The organism is Chitinophaga sancti, from assembly GCF_034424315.1.
GTDB lineage: Bacteria > Bacteroidota > Bacteroidia > Chitinophagales > Chitinophagaceae > Chitinophaga > Chitinophaga sancti.
Window position 1 is genome coordinate 972,298 of record NZ_CP139972.1, and the last position, 22,871, is coordinate 995,168.

A 22,871-nucleotide genomic window follows, 5' to 3' on the forward strand; every position below is an offset into this window, starting at 1 on the left:
AATCAGGTATGATACCCTCTCAAAACTTGCTCCAATCTTTTCTCCAGCAGGGCCATACTGGATGGTTTAACAATGTAATCGGCAGCGCCCAGGGTCTTGGTTTCCATTATGTCACGTTGTTCGGACGAAGTAGAATAAATAATTACGGGGATACTATCCAGTCTTGGAATCTTGCGGATTTCAGAGAGGCATTCCCGTCCGTTCATGCGAACCATATTCAGATCCAGGAAGATGAAGTTTGGCGTAAATTTATCCTCCGTGTTTAACCTTGTCAGGGCATCAATACCATCATTGGCGGTGATGCAATGAATATTCTCATCGATGTTGCTCAGGGCCAGTGAAAAAATCTCCTGGTCATCATCGTCATCGTCTATTAAAAAGCAAATAATCCTATCCTCCATATTGTGTTTAAGCTTAAACAATATACAGTTTTTATAAGCAGGTAGGTATCAAATTGGATACCTAAATTGTCAGCAAAATGCCGCTGCCTGTCAGCATGTGGCTATTCATACAAAAAGACCCGAAACCAGTGGCTCCGGGTCTTTTTCAATATTAACTATACCAGTTGTTATTCTGGTTTATTTTCTGGAGCTGGTGTAGCAGCTGGCGCCTGTGCTTGTCCCTGTGCAGGTACAATAGGACGGGATTCTCTCGGCTGTTGAGGACGATCTTCCCTTGATTGCTGTGGACGATCTTCTCTAGGTTGCTGAGGACGATCCTCTCTCGGCTGTTGCGGGCGATCCTCTCTCGGAGCCCGTTCTTCCCTTGGTTCCTTAGGTTCCTTCGGTCCGGTTGGCTTTTTCTTGGCTGATTTAGGAGCGAAGATGGCGATCATACGCTTACCTTCCATGGTAGGCATACCTTCCAGTGCTCCTACTTCTGCCAGTCTTTCTGCGAATTTCAGCAGGATCAGCTCACCACGTTCTTTAAACATGATAGCACGACCTTTAAACTGCACATATGTTTTTACCTTATTACCGTCTTTGAGGAATTTCTCCGCATGTTTGGCTTTGAAGTCGAAGTCATGGTCGTCGGTGTTTGGCGTAAAGCGAATTTCTTTCACCTCGCTTTTGTGCGCATTCGCCTTCATCTCCTTTTCCTTCTTCTTCTTCTCGTAAAGGAATTTATTGTAGTCAATGATGCGGCAGACAGGAGGAGCGGCATTCGGAGATATTTCAACCAGGTCCAGTTGCTGCTCTTCAGCCATACGCAGGGCATCTTCCGTGCGGTATACGCCTACTTCAATGTTTTCTCCCACTAATCGCACTTCAGGAACGCGGATCATTCGGTTTGTGCGGTGCTCTTGCTGTTGTTCTCTACGAAAGTTGGGGGTTCTACCGCCCCTGTTGAAATTTGGTCTGGGTCCTTGCTGCATTAAAAAAAATAAAATTTCAAATTAATAATTGTCTATAAAGTTTAGAATGTGCCAGCTCAGCTACCGATTGTTTGCATTAAATAATTGATATTAGCGATGAACCGACCTTTTATGTTAATAGACTCTTAAGCAATTAACGTACCCGAAAATACAAAAGTTCAATTAGTTAAAAATATATTTCTATAATTTTCAACGTATCAACCCTTTTTTAGAGGGTTGATACAAGAACTTAGTACTTTAAGGAATCGTTATTCAAAAGATTTTCTGTTAATTACTTCTTCCTGAACCAGTGTGATGAACTGTTCGATCTCCATGGCGCCGAGGTCTCCCTTCGCTTGTCTGCGTACAGCTACCTTGTTATCGGCAGCTTCTTTTTCGCCCAGTACCAGCATATAAGGAACTTTTGCAATCTCGGTTTCCCTGATCTTCTTACCTATCTTTTCACCCCGGTCGTCAATTTCTGCTCTAATGTCCGCTTTTTTTAACAATTCTGCCACTTTTTCTGCATAAGCCTGGCTCTTGTCACTGATTGGCAGGATCTTTACCTGGGTAGGTGTCAGCCAGAGCGGGAATTTCCCCCCGCAGTGTTCGATCAGTACTGCAATGAAACGTTCCAGTGAGCCGAATGGTGCACGGTGGATCATTACAGGGCGGTGACGCTGGTTGTCAGCACCGATATACTCCAGGTCAAAACGCTCAGGCAGGTTGTAATCTACCTGGATGGTACCCAGCTGCCATTTACGGCCCAGGGCATCCTTCACCATGAAGTCCAGTTTAGGACCATAGAACGCTGCTTCGTCGTATTCGGTCACCGTATTCAGGCCTTTTTCAGTTGCTGCTTCAATGATCGCCTGTTCTGCCAGGTTCCAGTTTTCATCAGTACCAATGTACTTGTCTCTGTCTGTCTGGTGACGCAGGGAGATCTGGGCTGTATACTCAGTAAAGCTCAGGCTATTGAACACATACAATACCAGGTCGATCACTTTCATGAACTCTTCCTTCACCTGATCAGGACGGCAGAATAAGTGAGCATCATCCTGAGTAAAGCCACGTACGCGGGTCAGACCATGGAGTTCACCATGCTGCTCGTAGCGGTATACGGTACCGAATTCCGCAAAGCGAACCGGCAGGTCTTTATAGCTCTTGGGACTGGCTTTATAGATCTCACAGTGGTGCGGACAGTTCATTGGTTTCAGCATGAACTCCTCGCCTTCCTCTGGTGTGTGGATGGTCTGGAAACTGTCTTTACCGTATTTCTCGTAGTGACCGGAGGTCTTGTACAGGTTTACGTTGCCGATATGTGGTGTTACAACCGGCAGGTAACCCAGGTCCAGCTGCGCTTTTTGCAGGAAGGCCTGCAGTCTTTCGCGGAGCATAGCACCTTTAGGCAGCCACAATGGCAGACCCAGACCTACTTTCTCAGAGAAGGTGAAGAGTTCCAGTTCCTTACCCAGTTTACGGTGGTCACGTTTTTTGGCTTCTTCCAGCAGGAACAGGTGTTCGTCCAGTTCTTTCTGGTTAGGGAAAGTAACACCATAGATGCGGGTAAGCATCTTGTTCTTTTCATTCCCTCTCCAATAGGCACCGGCAATATTTGTCAGCTTGATGGCTTTGATAAAACCGGTACTTGGAATGTGTGGGCCACGGCACAGGTCAGTGAAATTACCCTGTGTATAGAAGGTAATTTTACCATCCTGCAGTTCACCGATGGTTTCTATTTTATATTCGTCACCTTTTTGGGTGAAGTAATCGAGTGCTTCTGCTTTGCTCACTTCCCTGCGTTCGTATGGGTTGTTGGCTTTCGCCAGTTCAGCCATTTTCGTTTCTACCTTACGCAGATCTTCGTCGGAAATAGTACGGCCACCCAGGTCAATGTCGTAGTAAAAACCGCCTTCCAGCGCAGGGCCATAACCGAACTTTACGCCCGGATAGATTGATTCCAGCGCTTCGGCCATCAGGTGGGCGGAAGAGTGCCACATGGTAGATTTACCTTCAGCATCAGACCAGGTCAGCAATTGCAGCGTACTATCCGTCGTTATTGGGCGGGAGCTATCTACCACCTGCCCGTTCACTTTAGCGGCCAATACTTTGCGTGCCAATCCCTCACTGATGGATTTGGCAATGTCCATTGCAGTTACTCCTGCTTCATACTGACGAACTGCGCCATCCGGTAATGTAATGTTGATCATACGATTGAGCTGTTAATCTTCAGCTTTTTAGTTTTGCGTTTTATTTTTCCGAAAGGGTATATCTGGTTGATACACCGCATTTGGGCTTGCGAAGTTAAGAAAATTGATGGGTTTTTATACATCTGTTAAAAGATGGCATTGAATCAGTTACTTTTTCTGCTAAAAGTATCTCTTGAATCTCTGTGCGCCTGCCTTCACAACCGTACAGTGATTTGTCAACGGCCTGCAGCCGGCTGCAATAAATGCTTTGGCAAACAACTGATAAGAACTTTCGGATTAACAGCGATGCGAAGGTAGCCGCAAAGACTGCATGCAGACTTCCATTCAATTCGATTAAGCCTCAGCCTATCGATTTAATCAAACTTCATCGTATCCGTTCAATTTCATCAAACCTCAATCTATCCTTTCAATCAAGCCTCAGTCTATCGATTTCATTAAACCTCAATCTATCCTTTCAATCAAACCTCAGTCTATCGATTTAATCAAACTTCATCGTATCCGCTCAATTTCAATCAAACCTCAGCCTATCCTTTCAATCAAACCTCAGTCTATCGATTTAATCAAACTTCATCGTATCCGCTCAATTTCAATCAAACCTCAGCCTATCCTTTCAATCAAACCTCTGCCTATCCATTCAACCTAATTAAACTTCAGACTATCCGTCACCTCCACACATCCCAGCATATCATTCCCAAAATAAGGATTCATCTTCTTATTTGATTTACTCAACCAAAACCCACCCGCATCCTTCAATGCCATCGGGCAATACTGCCGGTACACCGTCTTCCCCTTCAACCCCGTCACTTTAATCAGGTCAAACAACAAGCCTGACACCATATCAAACGCCGCCCTTTTCTCTTCAATCCCCTTCTCACCTATCAATCCACTCAGCTCCGCACTCATACTCGTTACCTGGTTCCTCACATTCGCAAGTCTCCCGGAATCCATCTGCAAACTTTGCAGTGGCAAACTATCCAGGTGCAGTTTCATCTCCCCGCTATAACGGTCTATATAAGTAATGTTCGCCTGGGTCAATCCCTCCGTCAGGGAATAATAACTCTCCATGGCCAATTGTAAAGAATCGTAAAAGACAGTGGCATAAGGCGCCTGTAATACACTGTTATCCACCTTATCCTCCGTCTCCTTCTTGTCAGACGACTGGCAGGCCGCTATACTGACCACTAATAATGCCGCTGCTATGAACCTCATATATTATATGTATCTTTTTACAAAGATAAGGAAACCATTGCTTTTGCCTGCGCCCGGCACAAAGGATCATGAAAAAGCACTAACTTTGCCCCTTTCAATTAAATCAGGCAATGCTAATAGCACTTCAGGACATTACTTTTGAGTTTGGCGCAAGGGCCATTGTAGAAAATGCCTCGTGGCATATTGTTCCAGGCGACCGTGTAGGACTAATCGGTATGAATGGAACCGGGAAATCCACCCTATTACGTGTTATTAATGGCGAATATTCCGTTTCAAAAGGCAGCGTGAACAAAGCTAAGAACCTGTCTCTCGGCTTCTTTAACCAGGACCTCCTCAGCTTCGAATCCGACGAATCCATCCTCAAAGTAGGCATGACCGCTTTTGAAGAAGCCATTAAATTGGAAAAAGACATTGAGCGCCTCACCCAGGAACTGGAAACTAACCAAAGCGAAGCACTCCTGATCGAGTTCTCCGATAAACTTCACCTCTTCGAAACCCTCGGCGGTTACGAAATGAAACACCGTACCGAACAGGTACTGGAAGGTCTCGGCTTCAGCACCGCTGATCTCGAAAGACCCTACAACCAGTTCTCCGGAGGTTGGCGCATGCGCGTTCTCCTGGCAAAACTGATCCTGCAGCAACCGGATGTTCTTATGCTCGATGAGCCGACGAACCACCTTGACCTCCCCTCCATCGAATGGCTGGAAAAATACCTGCAGAGCTATAACGGTGCTGTCATCATCGTATCGCACGACCGTTTCTTCCTCGACAGAATGGTGAACAAGATTGTGGAATTGTACCAGCAACAGCTTCACCACTACTCCGGCAATTATGAAGATTATGAAGAGGAAAAAGAACTGCGCCGCGAAATGCAGCAACGTTCTTACGAAAACCAGCAGGATTACATCCGCCAGCAGGAACGCTTTATCGAGCGCTTCAAAGCCAAAGCCTCCAAGGCCGCACAGGCACAGAGCGCCATGAAACGCCTGGACAGACTCGAAAGAGTAGAACAGGTAGATGGCGGTCCTTCAAAGATCAGGATCAACTTCACTGTAGATAGAACTCCCGGTAAGATCATCTGTACCCTGGAAGACGTTACCAAACAATACGGTAACCTCTCCATCCTGAAAAATGCCAGCGCTATCATCAACCGTGGCGATAAAATCGCCCTCATCGGTGCGAACGGTAAGGGTAAATCTACCCTGCTGCGCGTGATAGCAGGTACCGAAGAAATGGAAGGTGAACGCATCCCGGGCCACAACGTGGTAGACAGTTTCTACGCTCAGCACCAGCTGGAAAGCCTGCACCTGGACAGCGAAATCCTCGACGAACTGAAAAGCTGCGGTAGCGGCCGTACTGAAGTTGAACTCCGCTCCCTGCTGGGTTGCTTCCTCTTTACCGGCGATGATGTATATAAGAAGATCCGTATCCTCTCCGGTGGTGAAAAAGCCCGTGTAGCACTGGCAAAGACCATCATCAGCCAGGCGAACTTCCTGCTGCTCGATGAGCCGACGAACCACCTGGATATGAACTCCGTGCAGATGCTGATCGACGCACTTTCCAAATACGATGGTTCCTATGTACTCGTATCCCACGACCGTTATTTCGTGAGCCAGACGGCCAACAAGATCTGGGAAATTGTGGATGGCGAGATCAAGGAATTCAAAGGAACCTATATAGAGTGGGAAGAGCATAAGAGAAGACAGGCAGAAGTGCTGAAACAGCAGGCAGCAGCAGAGAAAGGACAGAAGAAAGAAACAGCACCAGTCGTGAAACAACAGGAGCCCAAAGCACCGGTTGATAAGGATAAGAAGAAGGAACTCCAGAAACAACAGAAGCAATTTCAACAACTGGAAGAGCAACTGGCAAAGCTGAATGCAAAGAAGGCTGACCTGGAGACAGAAATGAATAAGCCGGATGTATATGCCGATAAAGCCCGGTTCCAGAAGGTCGAAACAGCCTATGCACAGCTGAGTAAAGAGCTGAAGAGTGCGACCGAAGAATACGAAAAGGCATTTGAAAAACTGATGGAGCTGGAAGGTTAATCCCGCTCCATCAGTTTGACATAATCTTTTAAAGAGCTAATAACAATTGATCAACAGGAAATCATCCAATGGATGCTTTTCCTGGCAATTGCAAAATGATATAATTAGCTAAGGGCTTTTTTTGATACCTTAACATCAATTGAAGTCGAACCCTTTCAACAGTTTGTACCATGCTGCCATCGAAAGGGGCTTTCGATAAACTGGCAGAACAATTCCTCCTGTCAGTTTACTTCAACGTTAAATCATTTTATGCAGCGTATACTCGTAGTCGAAGATGAAATAAAAGTAGCCAATGCCGTAAAAAAAGGATTGGAAGAGAATGGCTTTGAAGTAGATGTAGCCTATGACGGCCGGATGGGCAAAAGCCTGGGTGCGTCTAATAATTACGACCTGGTCATACTGGATCTTAACCTGCCTCATGCCAATGGTTATGAAGTGTGCGAAGTGATCCGCCGCCGCAATAACCGCATCCCTATTATTATGCTCACCGCCCTGGGCGGCATGGAAGATAAGATGCAGGCCTTTGAACTGGGGGCTGATGACTATCTCGTGAAACCCTTTGATTTCAGGGAACTCCTGGCCCGTATCCGTGTATTCCTGAAAAGAGCTGGTAGCGAGTCACAACAGAACTCACAATACAAGATCGTTATTGCCGACCTGGAGATTGACAGGGAAAAGAAAGAAGTGACCCGCAGTGGAAAGAAAATTCCTTTGACGGCAAAGGAATATCAATTGCTGGAATTCCTGGCCCTGCACAAAGGGAAAGTGATTTCTAAACTGGTGATAGCGGAGAAAGTATGGGATATTGATTTTGATACAGGTACAAATGTGATAGAGGTATACATGAATTTCCTGCGTAAGAAAATTGATAAGGATTTCGATAATAAACTGCTGCATACCAAGACAGGGATGGGCTATTACCTGGCTGAAGAATAGCGCGGTATAGGTACCTATCCGAACCCGGAATCATTTTCGCACTTTTATTTTTAATTACAAACACCGCATTCGCGTTCCCTTCGTTTTTCATTGTGAAGATCAAATACAAAATAGCACTCTCCTACTCTATTTCAGCTATCATCCTGCTGAACACCTTTGCTATTTTAGCCTATTACCTGTCTTCACAATCCAGGCAAGCCGAATACCTCGACCGCCTGGAATACCGCGCACGCTCCATTGCGAACGTAATCATAGAAGATAACACCGTAAAGGTAGACCTGCTGCGCAAGCTGGATAAAACCACCTTCCAGGACCTCTACAAAGAAAGCATTCTTGTATACAACCTGAACTACGATCTGCTGTATTCCAACATGAAGGATACAGCTATCCGTACCTCCCGTCCCTTACTCGACTACATCAAAAAATACGGAGAGTATAGTCATGGCCGTGATAACGGTGAACTGGTAGGTGTATACTACACCGAAGGAGATGTATCAGTGATCGTACTGGTATCCTCCTTAGATAAATATGGCTACCAGAACCTGCAAAACCTGAAACGGATCCTGATCATCGAAATTGTCGTAGCCGTGATCGTATTAGTCATCATCGGCTATCTCTTTGCCCGCAAAATGGTGCAGCCTATTGATAAACTGGTAACGCAGGTAAAGACCATCAATGCCAACAACCTCCAGGGTATTAGTGTGGAGGCCCGTGGAAAGGATGAGATTGCACAGCTGGGTGCCAATTTCAATACCATGCTGCAGCGCCTGAGTGACGCTTTTGACCTGCAAAAGAGTTTTGTCAACAATGCCAGTCATGAGCTGAGAACGCCGCTGGCATCCATCATCAGTCAGCTACAGGTAGCGCTGTCCAAAGATAGAACGAAGGAAGTCTATGCCGATATCCTCGCATCTGTACTGGAAGATGCCGAGAACCTTTCTGACCTGAGTAATGGCCTGCTCCAGCTGGCACAAAGTGAGCTGAACCAGCAGAAGTTTATCTTCAGCGCGGTGCGTATGGATGAGCTGCTGCTGGAAATGGGCAACCTGGTCAAACTAAAACATATACCGGTAGCTGCGGAACCGCAGAGAGGCCCCAAAGTGGATATCAGTTTCCTGAAAGTACCGGACCAGGATACCGAACTGGTGGTACAAGGGAATGAAAGTCTGCTGAAAGTACTATTCCTGAACCTGCTGGATAACGCGTTTAAATTCTCTGCTGATAATACGGCAAGGGTAACCATCGATTTCTTTACCCATAACATCCAGATCCAGGTGAGGGATAACGGGATTGGTATTGCTCCGGATGAATTGAACAAGGTATTTGAACCCTTCTATAGAGGTGCCAATGCACACGCCACCCGCGGCCATGGCCTGGGATTGTCTATTTGTAAAAAGATCGTGCAATTGCATAAAGGGCATATTTCCGCTTCTTCCGCCCCGGGAAAAGGTACTGTGTTTACAGTAATACTGCCACATGCTTAAGTAAAACCCGCTATTACCTGGCTTCAAAATGCACCAATAAACCCCTGCATTCCTGTATTTTAATGACTTTTTAATTGCCTTTAAAGCATTCTTTAAGTGAGAATGGGGAATTTTGCTATTATTCTACAGAACGACATGAAGTGCAATTTTCTTTATTCCCTGTTACTTACTCCGGGTCTATTCCTGGGGAGCTGCAAGCATCCGCAGCTGGAAGGCGGGGTCACGAAAAAGACTTTTGTACTGAGTGATACCATGCTGAAGACAATCCGTATCGATACGGCCAGTATCGAACCTGTTCAAATGGAATTACATTTTTCAGGGAAAGTAGCTCGGAATGTGAATAAGCAAAAAGATGTAGAGATACTTGTAGATTATACTTCCCGGCATCTGGATGATGTAAAAGAAGGTTATAAAGCAGAAATTATTACTGCCGCGCTGCCCGATAAGATTTTTTATGGAACTGTAGATGCCGTTGACTCATCTTCTAATGCAATGCAGTTGAGTATAAAACTGGATGATTCGAACAAGCTGTTAAAGCCTGAAATGTTTACAAAAGTCATATTACATTATAGTGAAGGAGATGATATGGTAGCGGTACCGGAAAATGCGGTGATCGCGGATCATAGCCGGAATTATGTACTGGTGTTTAAGGATAAATATAATATCCAGCTGAGGGAAGTAGAAACGTATACAACTTCGGGGGAGACCACATATATCAGCAAAGGACTGGATGCAGGAGAGAATGTGATATCAGATCACCAGCAGCTGATCTATGATGCATTAAGTGAGAATTAAGTTTTAGTTCGCATATAGGTTGATAGAATGGACATGCAAACGCAGCTCTTTCAGATGTTAAATTTGTCTGAACTGTTTTCATGCTCAATTACTCCGCCCCGCCGCAGAAGAAACAACGCGGGGCGGTTTTTTTTTAGTAACTCGTATCCTTTAAATAACAAAACAGGTTGCACCTTAAAGCGCAACCTGTTCCTTTTTTTATTCTTCTTTTTCGTTGATCCTCGGCCGTAATCTTTCTTTCGCCTTATTAAACACCATCACTCCTTTTTCCGTTCCCTTCCTCATTTCCTGCTGCACCTCCGGCGCCAGGTGATACACTGACTGGCACTCCTCACTACAACAGCCATCATATTTAGCCGCACACTCCTCACACTGTATAAACAACAGGTGACACCCATCATTCTTACAATTGGTATGCGTATCGCAAGGCTTGCCACACTGATGACAATTACTGATAATCTCATCAGTGATCCGCTCTCCTAAACGATCATCAAATACAAAGTTCTTTCCCTTAAACTTCAGGGCTAATCCCTGCTCCTTTGCCTTGTTAGTATATTCAATGATGCCTCCTTCCAGGTGAAACACATTCTTAAACCCATGATGCAGCATATAGGCGGATGCCTTTTCACAACGGATCCCACCGGTACAATACATCACGATATTCGCATCCTTATTCTCTTTCAGCATATCTACCGCCATCGGTAATTGCTCCCTGAACGTATCAGATGGCACCTCGATGGCGTTCTGAAAATGCCCCACTTCATATTCGTAGTGGTTACGCATATCTACCACGATGGTATTGGGATCTTCAGTAAGCTCGTTGAATTCTTTGGCTTTCAGGTACTTCCCCTTATTTTCCATGCTGAAGGTCGGGTCCTGGATGCCATCGGCCACGATCTTTTCGCGGACTTTGATCTTAAGTACCCAGAAGGATTTGCCATCATCGTCTACCGCGATGTTCAGGCGGATGCCAGTGAGGAAAGGATACGCGTACAGGCGATTCCTGAATTCCTCAAAATGATGCTCAGGAATGCTGATCTGGGAATTAATACCCTCGGAGGCCACGTAAATACGGCCAAATACCTTCAGCTCATCGAGCTTTAAGTATAAGTCATCACGGAAAGCCTGTGGATCTTCGATTTTTGCGTACTGGTAAAACGAGACGGTGACGCGACGAAATGTCTCTGCTGCCAGCTTCACTTTTAGTTCAGCTGCAGAAATGCGGTTGTGTAATGCCATTGTTTTAGTAGAAATTTTAAGAACACTTGCCTTGTGAGCAAAATTTCTACGATTCCCTTATAATGGAAGGGTTTCGTAATTCAAATTATTGATTATGTCTTATATGCCTGCTAAAAGGCATATAAGACATAATCAATAATTCCGCAAAGGTATAATATTATTTTTTCTTCAACATTTCCAGTAAGTAGAGGGAGAACAAAAAATTGGGGGAGATATGTTACGGCTCACTTTGCTGTGCAATTATAAGGCATGGAATTCCACAATCAAGCTATTTTAAACACAAAATAAAAGGGGAATTATGTAAATTAATTGAGATTTAGCCAACCTATCAGCCATTTGATAGCCCACATTAACAAGATTTGTTTATTTAACCTGCAAAATTGATGCATATGTTTGATTACAAAAGCAATATACTGCGCTTATCCGGAGAGAGGATTTTATCTCCCCAGGCTTTTCTTAAATTGCTTAATAAGAATAGATCATCCATTGAATCAGCCACCTTTATTCCACCAGTATTGGGTAGCGATAATATTTCTGGTTCTGTTCGGGTTAAGTTAAAACCCGGATACAGCCATGTCATATTATAATCATTATCGAGCTGGCAATAAGAAGAGGACTGATCAATCCTACTCACAGGCAATTCCATTAAATGCAGATATAGTCAGAGAAATTGTATCTGTCCAAAAGATGGATCTATCGCTTAGACAATTGGATTATAGCCTGAGGGAAAAGGAAATTACCCATTCCCGGGAACACTTCAACCAACCGCGCATAATTTCTACAATCTGACCTCCAAACTTAATGACAACCAGCCCTTCACGCCTCCCACATCGCCGGCTCCATCCCCCACTCATACAACAATGAAGACATGTAATACGCCGCACTACTAATAATCAATACATAACCTGTAAAACCGACCGTTAAATACTCCTGCAATCCCATCCACTCATAAATCTCTGCAAAGTAAGCCAGCGTAGCGAGTACTACGCCCAGGATAAATGCGAATAATGCAATTCTCTTCATATGGGGATATTTTGATTAACACAAACATGCTATAAAAATCTAAACCAATCTGGCTTGAATTTAGATTACCTTTATTATAACATGCTACAGATACTAAAAGTTCAGGTTGCCGCAGACATATCTGAACCTATATAACTATCTGGTTATTATTGTATATAAATTAATCTTAAGACTTGGCATCCTTTTTGAACTAAACGAACAGGACAAGTAATCAGTGTTTGACCCAAAAATGTGAATTTTATGAGTACAATTTTTCTTTACATCTTTTACTTTATCGTAGGATTGTGGGTATACCGCCTCCTGGCTTACTTTTACGATCGTGATCCCAAAGAAAGCTACAAAGCAAAAAAGGAAAGATATTAGTAAACAAAAGGGAAGGTCGATGGCAGGCTTTCCCTTTTTCTATTTACACCATTCAATGACGGATCAAATATCAGATTTTTTTCATATCTGATAAAATGATTCATATCCTTTTTTCAGTGACAAATTACGTTAAGACAGGTGTTTTTTTAAACAAATGAACTGTATTTCGTCTTAAAATATGCATACCTAAGGCATAATAACTGACGGATATCTCTTTTTCCAATTTACCTGCCTACGGCTCCGTTATACTCTGCTGCCTCACCATCCCACCAAACAATCCCCCAAATCCTAACCTCACTCCCATCCTCGTCTTATCCTTACTCTGGTACCCGGCAATCACATCAACGCGCAACACCTTGAAAATATTCTCCAAACCACCAAAAACTTCCACATAATTATTCTCCCTATTCACATAAAACGCATTCGATCCACCTACCAGGTTCCATTTCAACCTGTTAAACAAAGGAACCTTATTCGTCAGCAAGCCATTAAAATGATGCTCCACATTCGCTGTCATATAAAACGGTGCCGTCGTACTATACCTATAATAAGGCGCCAACTGGAAACTATTCAGGTAATTAATATTGTAAAACGTCTGGTTCCCATTGAAATGCTGAAAATCCGGTATATCTACATGCTTATCATTCAGGAATCCTCCCACTCTTACCCGGTACATAAACTCCCCAAACAATTTCAGGTTCATATTATCCTTCACCTGGAACTGCCACTTATCAAAATCAGCATCACTCCCCCCTATTCCATGAATCCCCTTGCTATACGTCAGCCCAAACACCGGGTATTTACTCCCAAACGCAATCTTCCTGTCCGGCAACTCAATAAACTTCTGCCCCGGCTGGAAAGAAAACCCTACTTCCGCCACCAAAGCCTGGTTCCTGTTAAACGGAATATCCGCCAGCTCATAAGGATGATTCGGCAAAAACTCCTTCTTACTATTCTTAAAAAACACAAAATCACTCGTATTCTCCAATGGCGTCCGATCCTCATACCGTAGCCCCAACCTGAGGAATGAATTATTCTCAAACCGGCGGGTGAACTGCAGCGTTGTAAAATAGTTCTCGTACAACTTCATATAGTTCTCCTTCAGGAACAGCGTATAAAACTCATTCTCCAGCGCCGAAATCGGGTTATCATGATTGAACTGACTTACCCGCTTACCACCACCCAGCAACCAGGTATTCTCCCCGATATGATTCCGGAGCCTGCTCTCCTGCGTCCATTGCAGGTAAGTCCAGGCATTCAGGTGCGTATTGCTGAACCCATACCGGATATGGGGCATAATCCGCAGTTCCTGCGACCGGGGAAGACTTAATTTCAATTCCGGTTCCACATTTAGTACCAGCCCCTCTACAGTGTTGTATGCGATTTTTTTCAACAGGCCCTTCATCGACAGCTGATGTGAATAAATTCCGGTATCCCGCTGAAAATAATAATTGTGCTTCGGCCCCGCCCAGAAGAAATCAGTAATTTTAACCCGCTTCTGGTGCGCACGCAAAGTATCCAGGGTGCGTGAAGAACGGGCACTATCCCTTTCCGCCTGCGCCGTACTATCCTTCACACGAAAATCCCGCAGCTCCTCCTTCTCCAGTGGCACCGGGCGGATACTATCCCAGTACGCCAGCAACTTCTTATCAAAAGCGGTATCATACCGCATGATCGTCTTATCAAAATGCTTCTTACCAAAACCGGGATGCAGGTCATAATTAGAATACACATTCACAAAGTTCCCCACCATATCAAATCCCAGTTGCTTGATACTCATGGTAATCACCTGGTCCTTGGTACGCCATACTTCCTTATTCACCGGCACATGGATCTGGCGGATGCGCAGTGTATCCATAATCTCCAGCTGGTATTCCTGCGTCAGCATCAGGTCCGCACTGTGAATACGCAAGTCATCGTCCGTAATAAAGATGGTACCCGAGAATAAAGGCTCGTATTTGCGCCGTGGAATCACCTTGATCTTATTCACCGTTTTTCCATCATCCTGGAAGGTGCCTTCCAGTTGGTATTTATAATAAAGCAGCGCATTTTCAGCGATAGGAGAAATATATCCCCGCTTATTAAATTGTGTGATAACAGCGGTAACATTGTTGTCGTAAAAATCAATGAAGGCCGGGAAACTAAACCCGAATCCACCTCCGCTCTGCCTTGCAGACAGCACTTCCACCTTTACATTGTCAGGCTCCTGGAAATCCACACGGGTCATAGATTCAGAAAGGAACACCACGCCCTGCCCATTGGAGTCCAGCCCCATATCTTTCTTATTCACCTTCTGAAAGAACACCTGTTCCGGCACATTCCTCAACTTGAACATCCCTTTGATATAATCATTACAGGTATATTCATTCACCTGGTGCCTGTAGAAATTCCTTTTCCTGATCGCAGCCCTGATGATCGCGTAGGCAGGGTCTTCCCCGCCTGACTTAACCACGATTTCTTTAATCTGCATACTCACCGGCTGCAATACAAAATCGAATCGCTGATCAGCACTGCCTACGGTGATCTGCTTTTCCAGTTTACGATACCCCATGTACTGGCATACCAGCGTATAGCTGCCTGCAGGGATCTCCAGCTGGTACTGTCCCTCAGCATTACTGGTAGTACCGGTAGTCGTACCTTTTATAAAAATCGTTGCATAAGGAAGCGGGGATTGCTGTTCATTGGTAATTCGCCCTTTGATAATAGCAGCCTGCGAATACTGGAAAAATAATACGCTACAAAATAAGGTCAGAAGGTTTTTGGGCATAATCAATGTTAAGTAAGAAGATCGATGCAAAGTAAGGAAATCTCTCAAATGAAGATGATCACCTATATAGAAGAAAAGGGGTTCCAGGAGAAGATTAACATTTCTTTTAAATGAAAAAATCGCTTTCGCGATAAGCAAAAGCGATTCTCTACAATATATTTTTAATAAAGAAGCGTCTATAATTTTTTGTTGTACCGCAGGTAACTACCTGACAAACTACCCAGGCCAGCTACCAGGCCTCCAATAAACGCACTTACCACGGCTATCAGCATCGGGCTTTTCACTTGTAGTATCAATTCACTCATCCTGGTAGCCAGGATGTGATCATTACGTACATCCGCCACAAAAGCCAGTGCCAGCCAAAGCAGGAACACGGCAATGAAGCCATTCAGAAAACTACGAAATGGCGGCAATGGAATCACAACAGCCACTATGAAGGCTGCAATTGCCACTGTCCACCATGGTAAAAATAATCCACCCAGATAACTGAGTATAACGATCAGGATAAAACGAGGGAGAGACTTCATAACGGAAAGATAACAAAAAAACGGGCTTATAAAAATGGTAAGGCCTGATCTATTTGCCCCTAATTATCAGCGACCCCAAACCTGGTTGTAGTTGGAAAAACCATTTGCCCCGATGAATATTTTCCGAAGTCTTTTAACTGGTTATCATTGTAAGAAGCTCTCAGCCGGGTTGCAGGCAGCCGCCTGTTATAACTGCAGGAACCCTTCGATCTGTTTCCTGATCCTGACATATGTTTCTGGTTGAATCACCTGGGAATTGGGTACTATCAACTCGTTCCAGCTAAAGTTCTCCTTGTAATCCCAGGCACTCTGCCCGTTGGTGCCAAAGATCTCTAACCTGAATCCCCGTGATTTGTCCAGGTCATTTGTCAGCTTGTACCAGTCCGGTCCTCCGTCTTTCTTCGCTTTGTCAGCACCTTTACCGAAGGTCACCTGTACAGCAATCAGGTATTTTACTTTCAGCAAAATACAAAGGCCCGCCTTGTCCAGGTAATACGGCTGATCCGGCTCAATGCCAGCATCCAAAAGAAGCTTGTTCGTTCTAGCCGCAGGCTGCAGGGTATCTCCAGCGGCATAGATAGAATTGTAAAGTGCTTCCTGTAAGAAAACACCAATCTTTTTAGTGTAGTCCTGCATTTCAGGAGTAACTTCCCCGGCCGGAATGCCGTAGTTAACTGAAAAAGGCAGGATCGCTACACCGCGCTGCGCAAAGGCAGCTACCGTAGCCATCAGGAACAGGCATAGGAATAATAAGCGACGCATAGGATTTTAAGTAAATAGGTAAAAGGAAATAAAAAAGGGCTGAACAAAATCGTACTTTTTGTTCAGCCCTTCAAATATGCAAAATTATTTACTTATTTCCAACGCCTGATTTATATCATCGATGATATCCTGTGCATTTTCCAGTCCCACAGAGATGCGGATCATGCCCGGCGTAATACCTACTTTCAGTCTTTCTTCGTTACTCAACTTAGCATGCGTCGTACTTGCAGGGTGAGATGCAATACTACGGCTATCGCCCAGGTTCGCAGTCAGGGTCAGCATCTTCAGGGCATCGAGGAAACGGGTACCCTGTGCCAGACCGCCTTTCAGCTCAAAGCATACAATACCACCGCCTGCAGTCATTTGTGCCTTCGCAATTTCATGCTGCGGATGACTGGCCAGCATAGGGTATTTCACCCATTGCAGCAGCGGGTTTCCTTCCAGCGCTTTGGCCAGTGCCAGTGCACTTTCGCAATGTCTTGCCATACGGATGTGCAGGGTTTCAAGACTCTTGCTCAGTACCCAGGCATTGAACGGAGACATGGCCGGACCAGTGCTGCGGCAGAAAGTATGAATTTCCTTGATCAGGTCTTTCCTACCTACCACTACCCCACCTAATACGCGCCCCTGGCCATCCATCCACTTGGTAGCAGAGTGCGTAACGATGTGTGCACCGAGCGCAATCGGCTTTTGCAATACAGGAGATGCAAAACAGTTATCTACGTTTAAGATCACACCATGCTTGTCGCAGATCTTTGCCAGCAGGCTGATGTCCACTATCTCCAGGCCCGGGTTGGAAGGCGTTTCCACAAACATCATTTTGGTGTTTGGCTTGATCAGCGCTTCAACAGTTTCTGGTTTGTTGATATCGAAATAAGTGTAATCAATGCCCCATTTAGGCAGGAACTTCGTAATAATAGTATGGGTAGAACCAAAGATAGAGCTGGCAGAGAGCAGGTGATCGCCCGCTTTCATCAATGCCATAAAGCTTGCAAAAATAGCACTCATACCGGATGCGGTGGCATAGCCATCTTCAGCCAGTTCCAGGCTACATACCTTGCGTACAAATTCGTCTACATTGGGATTGCTGAAACGGCTGTAAATATTATTATCCGTTTCATCTGCAAAGGTAGCACGCATCTCTTCGGCGTTGTCGTACGTGAAGCTGGATGTGAGGAAAAGTGGTGTGGAATGTTCCATCTGCCATGTCTTCTCTGTCTGAATTCTGATTGCATTCGTCTCCGGCCGGTATTGATCTTTCTCCATTACTTATATGAGTTATTTGTATAATTATTTTTGGCTGATGGGGGCAATTGTAAACGACCTGTTGTTGACAGTTTACAATTTTAAGGAATAAGCTCCATTATTTGACTTAGTCAGGTATTTACTTGACTGAATCAGGCATTTACCCTGGTTTCCCATGTCAGCTTGCCTCCTGCCCTACGTAAGGTCTCTGCCACGGAGCAATATTTGGTCATTGACAATTCCACAGCTCTTGCTGCTTTGTCAGCATCCAGGTTATCGCCGGAAAGATGAAAAATGATATGAACATCCTCCCAGATGGAAGGTTCTTTTCCCTTTTCACGTTCTCCGTCTATTTCGATTCTAAAGTCTGTCAGTTCCTGGCGTTGCTTTTTCAGGATCATGGCTACATCAATCGCAGAGCAGCCACCGAGACCCATCAGCAACATCTGCATCGGTCTTACGCCGTTATTTTTACCGCCATTCTCGATGGAAGAGTCCATTGAAACTTTATGTCCCTGCTCGTCTACAGCCTCCATGTTGAATGCGTCGTCGATTCTCTTTAATGAAATCTTCATGTTCGATGTTGTTTATTCTACAAATATAAACAATACCAGAAGATTTTACACGGCCGCCGCCGCCAGGGCAGAAGTTATAAATTATCTAAAAATGGGAAGCCCCAGATTATTTCGCCATCAATTAAATTAAATGGAGATGCATTTTCCATGCTTTCGCAGGCCCTAATAAATTTGATATTTTCCAAATTTCGCCTCAAATTATTGACTTATACCCTTCATATGTTATATTTGCGCAAATTTTTCCGGGGTTTTGACGGTACAGATCTATCATAATACGCACACTTTTACACTGGAGTCCGGGGTCGTGTTGCCGGAGCTGCAAATCGCCTATCACACGTACGGTACGCTGAATCACAGCAAATCTAACGTGATATGGATCTGCCATGCCCTTACTGCCAATTCGGACGTAGCCGACTGGTGGAAAGGACTCATCGGTCCGGGCAAGGCCATTGACCCTGCCCGTCATTTCATTGTATGTGCAAACATATTAGGCTCCTGCTACGGCAGTTCCGGCCCGCTTTCCATCAATCCTGCTACCGGAAAGCCTTATTATTCCTCCTTTCCACAAATCACTGTCCGGGACATAGTGCAGGCTCATACCCTGCTGCGCGAACACCTGGGTATTGAAGAAATTCAATTACTCATGGGCGGCTCCATGGGCGGTTACCAGACACTGGAATGGGCCCTGCTGGAACCCACCCGCATCCGCCAACTGGCATTGCTCAGTACCGGTGCCGCAGAAAGTGCCTGGGGAATCGCCATACATACCGCTCAGCGCCTCGCTATTGAAGCGGACAGCACCTGGCGGGATCATACGCCAACTGCCGGCGGAAACGGCTTAAAAGCCGCGAGAGCCATCGGCATGCTCACCTATCGTAATTACCAGACTTTCGTTCGTACACAGTCCGACCCGGACAATAACAAAACAGACGATTTCAAAGCTGCCTCCTATATCAATTACCAGGGCGATAAACTCGTAAAGCGTTTCAATGCCCAGGCTTACTGGCGCCTTACCAAGGCAATGGATAGTCACAACATCGCAAGAGGACGCCTGACAAACCAGGCAGAAACCCTTGCCCTCATTAAACAACCTACCCTCATTATAGGCATCACCAGCGATGTACTGTGCCCGCCCGAAGAACAACACTTCCTCGCTAAGCACATTCCGGATGCCTCCTATCACGAAATCGATTCTTCGTATGGGCATGACGGTTTCCTGATCGAAGTAGAGAAGATTGATGCCCTCCTGAATGAATGGCTGGCATAAAATATTAAAATCAGATTAGTCGCCTTCTGCCTTTAGCAGGAGGCGCTTTCTTTTTAATAAAGGCCCTGATCCTTTATAGAAGCCCGATTCCAATTTGATCAATGCGTTAAAATCTGATTAAAAAGGTCTTAAAATTCCTTAAACCCCTTCAAACTATTATACCCCCGGTCTATATTTGTACCAGATTTAGCATGACAAAGGTATTTTCATACATATTACTCTTCCTACATATTGCGACTACTATGTTTATCCCGGTCGCGGATGAGAAAGATATTTATGATGCCCGCGGCAGACAAATTAATGATGTCAACACCATTTTCGATTTTGTCAATCATGTAGTACTGGGCAACACAGAAGTGACCCAGCAGGACGAGGACGATGACCAGCCACACTACTTCACCGGAACTACCAGTGTGTCTTACTACATCGCCAATCCCGAACAAGTCACCTCCACCTGGCAGGAACCCTCTACCAACGACCTGGCTGTGGCGTACCCGCATCTTGCTGTACAAAAACCATTCGCCATCGCCTACGAGATCCTCACACCACCCCCGGAAGCATAACTTTTATTCTATAAGTCATGAACTATTATCAACTCAAAAAGGTTGATAAGGGAGCTCGTGTACATACAGCTCTTACATATAAAATCGTATTAAACTCAAATCAGATGTATAGTCGGGATTCTAAAACAAAGCGCCCTCCCCGGATTGTAGCCAGTTGTATCATCATCTTGTTATTCGCCTGCAGGGCTGCCGCACAGGACACTGTGCACATTAGCCTGCAGGATGCCGAAAAGCAATTCCTGGAAAAGAACCTGGACCTGCTGGCAGAGAAATACAATATTTCTATCGCCCGCGCACAGATCATCCAGTCCAAATTGTACAATAACCCCAACCTGTCGTTGAGCGGTAACCTGTACAATCCATCCAGGAAACAGTTCTTCGATGTCAGCAACGAACACGGTCAGTACGAAATCGGCATCACACAGCTCATTTCGCTGGCAGGTAAAAGAAACAAGCAGATCAAACTGGCGCAAACATCCGCAGCTATGTCTGAAAATGCATTCTTTGATCTGCTCAGGACCCTGCGCTACTCGCTCCGTAGCAATTTCTTCCAGGCCTACTACCTGCAGAACTCTATGAGAGCCTACACAGACCAGATCACCTCCCTCGAAAAGATGGATGCGACCTACAAAGAGCTTCAGTCCAAAGGACTCGTAACCCTGAAAGACGCCGTACGCCTCCGCTCCCTGCTCTATAGCCTGAAAGCAGACCGTACCGCCGCCGAAAACCAGGTCAGCGATATTGAATCAGAACTACAGCTTTTGCTCGCAAATAATCACGCCTATTATGTAATTGATATGCCTGACAATGCCGCTGCTAACCTGCCAGCTATACGTAATACCAGCCTGGCCAGCCTGGTAGACACCGCATACGCCAACCGGCAGGACCTGCTGCTGGCCCAAAACAACCTGCGCTATAACGAACAGAACCTGAAACTGCAAAAAGCCATGGCTGTTCCCGATCTGAACCTGGGCGCAGACTTTGACAAACGTGGCAGCTTCGTAGACAATGCTACCTTCCTCACGGTTGGTATCGATCTCCCCTTCTTCAACAGGAACCAGGGTAATATCAAAGCCGCCAGCTACAGCATCGATCAGCATAAACTACAGGTAAACCAGCAAACACAAAAGGTGGAAAATGAAGTGCAGACCGCTTACCTAAAAGCATTGAACACTGACAAGATGCTGGAATCAGTAGACCCTGAATTCCGTGGCCAGTTCGAACAACTGCTCAAATCTGTTACTGACAATTTCCTTAAAAAGAACCTCAGTCTCCTCGAGCTGACTGACTTCTACGATTCTTATAAAGAAAATATGCTGCAGCTAAACCAGTTGCAGAATGATAGGATGCAGGCCATTGAGACGCTCAATTTTGCTGTGGGTAAAACTTTGTTCAATAATTAATCACAACCTTAGTATAGTCATGAAACCTTTTATTATATATCTCTTTCCTGTTGCACTTGGATGTATGCTCACGGCCTGTGGCGGTGATAAACCTGAAGTAGCCAAAGACGAAAATGCACTGTCTGATAGTCTGGTGAAAAACGTACAGACCGCACCTGCCACTTTCGAGAATCCTTCGGAAACCATCAAGCTGAATGGTAAAATCGTTCCGGACGAAACCAGGAAAGCAAAAGTATATGCCCTGGTAAGTGGTAAGATCAGATCTGTGAATGTAGAACTGGGCGATTATGTAAAACAGGGTCAGTTGCTCGCTGTACTGCAGAGTACCGAAGTAGCCGGCATCAGCAACGATGTATCTGTGGCTGAATCGAATGTAGCCCTGGCAAAGAAGAATGCAGAAACTCAAAAGTCGCTCTTCGAAGGCAACCTCGCTACCCAGCAGGATTACCTGGCAGCACAGATCGAAGAAAAGAAAGCGCAATCAGAACTGAACCGCGCCCGCTCTGTAGCCAGCATCACAGGTGGCAGCAGCTCCGCCTATACACTGAAAGCACCGATCAGCGGTTATGTAATTGAGAAAAATATTTCCAACAACTCCGAAGTTCGCCAGGACAACAGCGTCAACCTCTTCACCGTGGCTGATCTGAATACAGTATGGATCATTGCAAATGTATATGAAGCAGATATTCCGGCTATCAAATTGGGCGATGAAGTACGCGTAACTACCCTCGCTAATCCTGAAAAAGATTACATCGGTAAGATCGACAAGGTATATAACGTACTGGACCCTGCGAACCGTACCATGCAGGTGCGCATCAGCATGCAGAATACAAGCGGGGAACTGAAGCCTGAAATGTTTGCCACCGTAAAAGTAAATACCAAACCAGCCGCTACCAGCATGCTGAGCATCCCTGCCAATGCAGTCGTGATGGACAACAGCAAGCAATATGTAGTGGTGAAAACCGCTAAAGGTCTTGAGATCCGTGAGGTAAAAGTAATTCGCCGTATCGACGACAGGGCGTATATCTCCGGCCTGCAGGTGAATGAACAGGTGGTGACCAGCTCTCAGGTATTTATTTATGATGCCCTTAATACAAAATAATC

21 protein-coding genes are annotated in these 22,871 nt (G+C 45.2%); 9 read left to right on the top strand and 12 right to left on the bottom strand.

Annotation, left to right across the window (positions count from 1 at the left end; genetic code table 11):
* Positions 1-2: 2 nt before the first annotated feature.
* From U0033_RS03520 to U0033_RS03535, 4 genes are all read right to left on the bottom strand, one after another.
* Entirely contained in the window at positions 3-401 is a 399-nt protein-coding gene (locus U0033_RS03520) for a response regulator (RefSeq protein ID WP_072357575.1), read from the bottom strand.
* A 167-nt stretch (positions 402-568) separates the two neighbouring features.
* Positions 569-1,285, bottom strand: coding sequence for a translation initiation factor IF-3 (gene infC, locus U0033_RS03525; RefSeq protein ID WP_245801721.1), 717 nt, complete (start codon positions 1,283-1,285; stop codon positions 569-571).
* Positions 1,286-1,623: 338 nt separating this feature from the next.
* The gene (gene thrS, locus U0033_RS03530) at positions 1,624-3,564 is read right to left on the bottom strand and encodes a threonine--tRNA ligase (protein ID WP_072357574.1); all 1,941 of its coding nucleotides are present in this window, start codon (positions 3,562-3,564) and stop codon (positions 1,624-1,626) included.
* Between the two features lie 639 nt (positions 3,565-4,203).
* Positions 4,204-4,773 (bottom strand): DUF3347 domain-containing protein, encoded by a 570-nt coding sequence (locus U0033_RS03535; protein WP_072357573.1) that lies wholly within the window; start codon positions 4,771-4,773, stop codon positions 4,204-4,206.
* A gap of 110 nt (positions 4,774-4,883) precedes the next feature.
* Here U0033_RS03535 and U0033_RS03540 point away from each other — a divergent pair, with 110 nt between their 5' ends.
* The 4 genes from U0033_RS03540 to U0033_RS03555 all read left to right on the top strand — a co-directional run bounded on the left by U0033_RS03540 (position 4,884) and on the right by U0033_RS03555 (position 10,033).
* Positions 4,884-6,818 carry an ABC-F family ATP-binding cassette domain-containing protein gene (locus U0033_RS03540; protein ID WP_072357572.1) on the top strand — a complete coding sequence of 645 codons (1,935 nt, stop codon included), beginning with the start codon at positions 4,884-4,886 and terminating at the stop codon, positions 6,816-6,818.
* A gap of 249 nt (positions 6,819-7,067) precedes the next feature.
* Positions 7,068-7,754, top strand: a complete 687-nt coding sequence (locus U0033_RS03545) for a response regulator transcription factor (protein WP_072357571.1) — start codon at positions 7,068-7,070, stop codon at positions 7,752-7,754.
* A gap of 92 nt (positions 7,755-7,846) precedes the next feature.
* Positions 7,847-9,238, top strand: a complete 1,392-nt coding sequence (locus tag U0033_RS03550; protein WP_072357570.1) for a HAMP domain-containing sensor histidine kinase — start codon at positions 7,847-7,849, stop codon at positions 9,236-9,238.
* Positions 9,239-9,373: 135 nt separating this feature from the next.
* Positions 9,374-10,033 carry an efflux RND transporter periplasmic adaptor subunit gene (locus U0033_RS03555; RefSeq protein ID WP_143150631.1) on the top strand — a complete coding sequence of 220 codons (660 nt, stop codon included), beginning with the start codon at positions 9,374-9,376 and terminating at the stop codon, positions 10,031-10,033.
* 198 nt (positions 10,034-10,231) lie between these two features.
* Here the strand turns inward: U0033_RS03555 and trhO are convergent, their stop codons facing one another.
* The 3 genes from trhO to U0033_RS03570 all read right to left on the bottom strand — a co-directional run bounded on the left by trhO (position 10,232) and on the right by U0033_RS03570 (position 12,295).
* Positions 10,232-11,272 carry an oxygen-dependent tRNA uridine(34) hydroxylase TrhO gene (trhO, locus tag U0033_RS03560; RefSeq protein ID WP_072357568.1) on the bottom strand — a complete coding sequence of 347 codons (1,041 nt, stop codon included), beginning with the start codon at positions 11,270-11,272 and terminating at the stop codon, positions 10,232-10,234.
* Positions 11,273-11,669: 397 nt separating this feature from the next.
* Entirely contained in the window at positions 11,670-11,918 is a 249-nt protein-coding gene (locus tag U0033_RS03565; protein WP_072357567.1) for a hypothetical protein, read from the bottom strand.
* Between the two features lie 170 nt (positions 11,919-12,088).
* Complete coding sequence (locus U0033_RS03570) at positions 12,089-12,295, bottom strand: hypothetical protein (protein WP_072357566.1); 207 nt, start codon at positions 12,293-12,295, stop codon at positions 12,089-12,091.
* A gap of 240 nt (positions 12,296-12,535) precedes the next feature.
* Between U0033_RS03570 and U0033_RS03575 the strand changes: the two genes are divergently transcribed.
* Positions 12,536-12,658, top strand: a complete 123-nt coding sequence (locus U0033_RS03575) for a hypothetical protein (protein WP_262487756.1) — start codon at positions 12,536-12,538, stop codon at positions 12,656-12,658.
* Between the two features lie 232 nt (positions 12,659-12,890).
* Here U0033_RS03575 and U0033_RS03580 read toward each other — a convergent pair whose 3' ends face one another.
* The 5 genes from U0033_RS03580 to U0033_RS03600 form a co-directional block, all read right to left on the bottom strand.
* On the bottom strand, positions 12,891-15,425 hold the full coding sequence (locus tag U0033_RS03580) for a DUF5686 and carboxypeptidase regulatory-like domain-containing protein (RefSeq protein ID WP_072357565.1): 2,535 nt from the start codon (positions 15,423-15,425) through the stop codon (positions 12,891-12,893).
* Between the two features lie 176 nt (positions 15,426-15,601).
* Positions 15,602-15,952, bottom strand: coding sequence for a hypothetical protein (locus tag U0033_RS03585; protein WP_072357564.1), 351 nt, complete (start codon positions 15,950-15,952; stop codon positions 15,602-15,604).
* Positions 15,953-16,138: 186 nt separating this feature from the next.
* The gene (locus U0033_RS03590) at positions 16,139-16,714 is read right to left on the bottom strand and encodes a hypothetical protein (RefSeq protein ID WP_072357563.1); all 576 of its coding nucleotides are present in this window, start codon (positions 16,712-16,714) and stop codon (positions 16,139-16,141) included.
* 84 nt (positions 16,715-16,798) lie between these two features.
* Entirely contained in the window at positions 16,799-17,980 is a 1,182-nt protein-coding gene (locus tag U0033_RS03595) for a trans-sulfuration enzyme family protein (RefSeq protein ID WP_072357562.1), read from the bottom strand.
* A 131-nt stretch (positions 17,981-18,111) separates the two neighbouring features.
* A complete protein-coding gene (locus U0033_RS03600; protein ID WP_072357561.1) occupies positions 18,112-18,534 on the bottom strand; it encodes an OsmC family protein in 423 nt (140 codons plus the stop codon).
* Between the two features lie 250 nt (positions 18,535-18,784).
* On the opposite strand from U0033_RS03600, the gene metX reads away from it, so the two are divergent.
* The 4 genes from metX (at position 18,785) to U0033_RS03620 (ending at position 22,869) form a co-directional block, all read left to right on the top strand.
* On the top strand, positions 18,785-19,801 hold the full coding sequence (metX, locus tag U0033_RS03605; protein ID WP_072357560.1) for a homoserine O-acetyltransferase MetX: 1,017 nt from the start codon (positions 18,785-18,787) through the stop codon (positions 19,799-19,801).
* 191 nt (positions 19,802-19,992) lie between these two features.
* Positions 19,993-20,364, top strand: coding sequence for a hypothetical protein (locus tag U0033_RS03610; protein ID WP_143150629.1), 372 nt, complete (start codon positions 19,993-19,995; stop codon positions 20,362-20,364).
* A 104-nt stretch (positions 20,365-20,468) separates the two neighbouring features.
* Positions 20,469-21,767 (top strand): TolC family protein, encoded by a 1,299-nt coding sequence (locus U0033_RS03615; protein ID WP_072358274.1) that lies wholly within the window; start codon positions 20,469-20,471, stop codon positions 21,765-21,767.
* A gap of 19 nt (positions 21,768-21,786) precedes the next feature.
* Positions 21,787-22,869 (top strand): efflux RND transporter periplasmic adaptor subunit, encoded by a 1,083-nt coding sequence (locus U0033_RS03620; RefSeq protein WP_072357558.1) that lies wholly within the window; start codon positions 21,787-21,789, stop codon positions 22,867-22,869.
* Positions 22,870-22,871 lie beyond the last annotated feature (2 nt).

What these genes read in the sequence shown, in the direction of transcription:
- U0033_RS03520 (WP_072357575.1), bottom strand. Translation starts at nt 401, where the DNA reads ATGGAGGATAGGATTATTTGCTTTTTAATAGACGATGACGATGATGAC.
- infC (WP_245801721.1), bottom strand. Translation starts at nt 1,285, where the DNA reads ATGATCCGCGTTCCTGAAGTGCGATTAGTGGGAGAAAACATTGAAGTA.
- thrS (WP_072357574.1), bottom strand. Translation starts at nt 3,564, where the DNA reads ATGATCAACATTACATTACCGGATGGCGCAGTTCGTCAGTATGAAGCA.
- U0033_RS03535 (WP_072357573.1), bottom strand. Translation starts at nt 4,773, where the DNA reads ATGAGGTTCATAGCAGCGGCATTATTAGTGGTCAGTATAGCGGCCTGC.
- U0033_RS03540 (WP_072357572.1), top strand. Translation starts at nt 4,884, where the DNA reads ATGCTAATAGCACTTCAGGACATTACTTTTGAGTTTGGCGCAAGGGCC.
- U0033_RS03545 (WP_072357571.1), top strand. Translation starts at nt 7,068, where the DNA reads ATGCAGCGTATACTCGTAGTCGAAGATGAAATAAAAGTAGCCAATGCC.
- U0033_RS03555 (WP_143150631.1), top strand. Translation starts at nt 9,374, where the DNA reads ATGAAGTGCAATTTTCTTTATTCCCTGTTACTTACTCCGGGTCTATTC.
- trhO (WP_072357568.1), bottom strand. Translation starts at nt 11,272, where the DNA reads ATGGCATTACACAACCGCATTTCTGCAGCTGAACTAAAAGTGAAGCTG.
- U0033_RS03565 (WP_072357567.1), bottom strand. Translation starts at nt 11,918, where the DNA reads ATGGAATTGCCTGTGAGTAGGATTGATCAGTCCTCTTCTTATTGCCAG.
- U0033_RS03570 (WP_072357566.1), bottom strand. Translation starts at nt 12,295, where the DNA reads ATGAAGAGAATTGCATTATTCGCATTTATCCTGGGCGTAGTACTCGCT.
- U0033_RS03575 (WP_262487756.1), top strand. Translation starts at nt 12,536, where the DNA reads ATGAGTACAATTTTTCTTTACATCTTTTACTTTATCGTAGGATTGTGG.
- U0033_RS03580 (WP_072357565.1), bottom strand. Translation starts at nt 15,425, where the DNA reads ATGCCCAAAAACCTTCTGACCTTATTTTGTAGCGTATTATTTTTCCAG.
- U0033_RS03585 (WP_072357564.1), bottom strand. Translation starts at nt 15,952, where the DNA reads ATGAAGTCTCTCCCTCGTTTTATCCTGATCGTTATACTCAGTTATCTG.
- U0033_RS03590 (WP_072357563.1), bottom strand. Translation starts at nt 16,714, where the DNA reads ATGCGTCGCTTATTATTCCTATGCCTGTTCCTGATGGCTACGGTAGCT.
- U0033_RS03595 (WP_072357562.1), bottom strand. Translation starts at nt 17,980, where the DNA reads ATGGAGAAAGATCAATACCGGCCGGAGACGAATGCAATCAGAATTCAG.
- U0033_RS03600 (WP_072357561.1), bottom strand. Translation starts at nt 18,534, where the DNA reads ATGAAGATTTCATTAAAGAGAATCGACGACGCATTCAACATGGAGGCT.
- U0033_RS03610 (WP_143150629.1), top strand. Translation starts at nt 19,993, where the DNA reads ATGACAAAGGTATTTTCATACATATTACTCTTCCTACATATTGCGACT.
- U0033_RS03615 (WP_072358274.1), top strand. Translation starts at nt 20,469, where the DNA reads ATGTATAGTCGGGATTCTAAAACAAAGCGCCCTCCCCGGATTGTAGCC.
- U0033_RS03620 (WP_072357558.1), top strand. Translation starts at nt 21,787, where the DNA reads ATGAAACCTTTTATTATATATCTCTTTCCTGTTGCACTTGGATGTATG.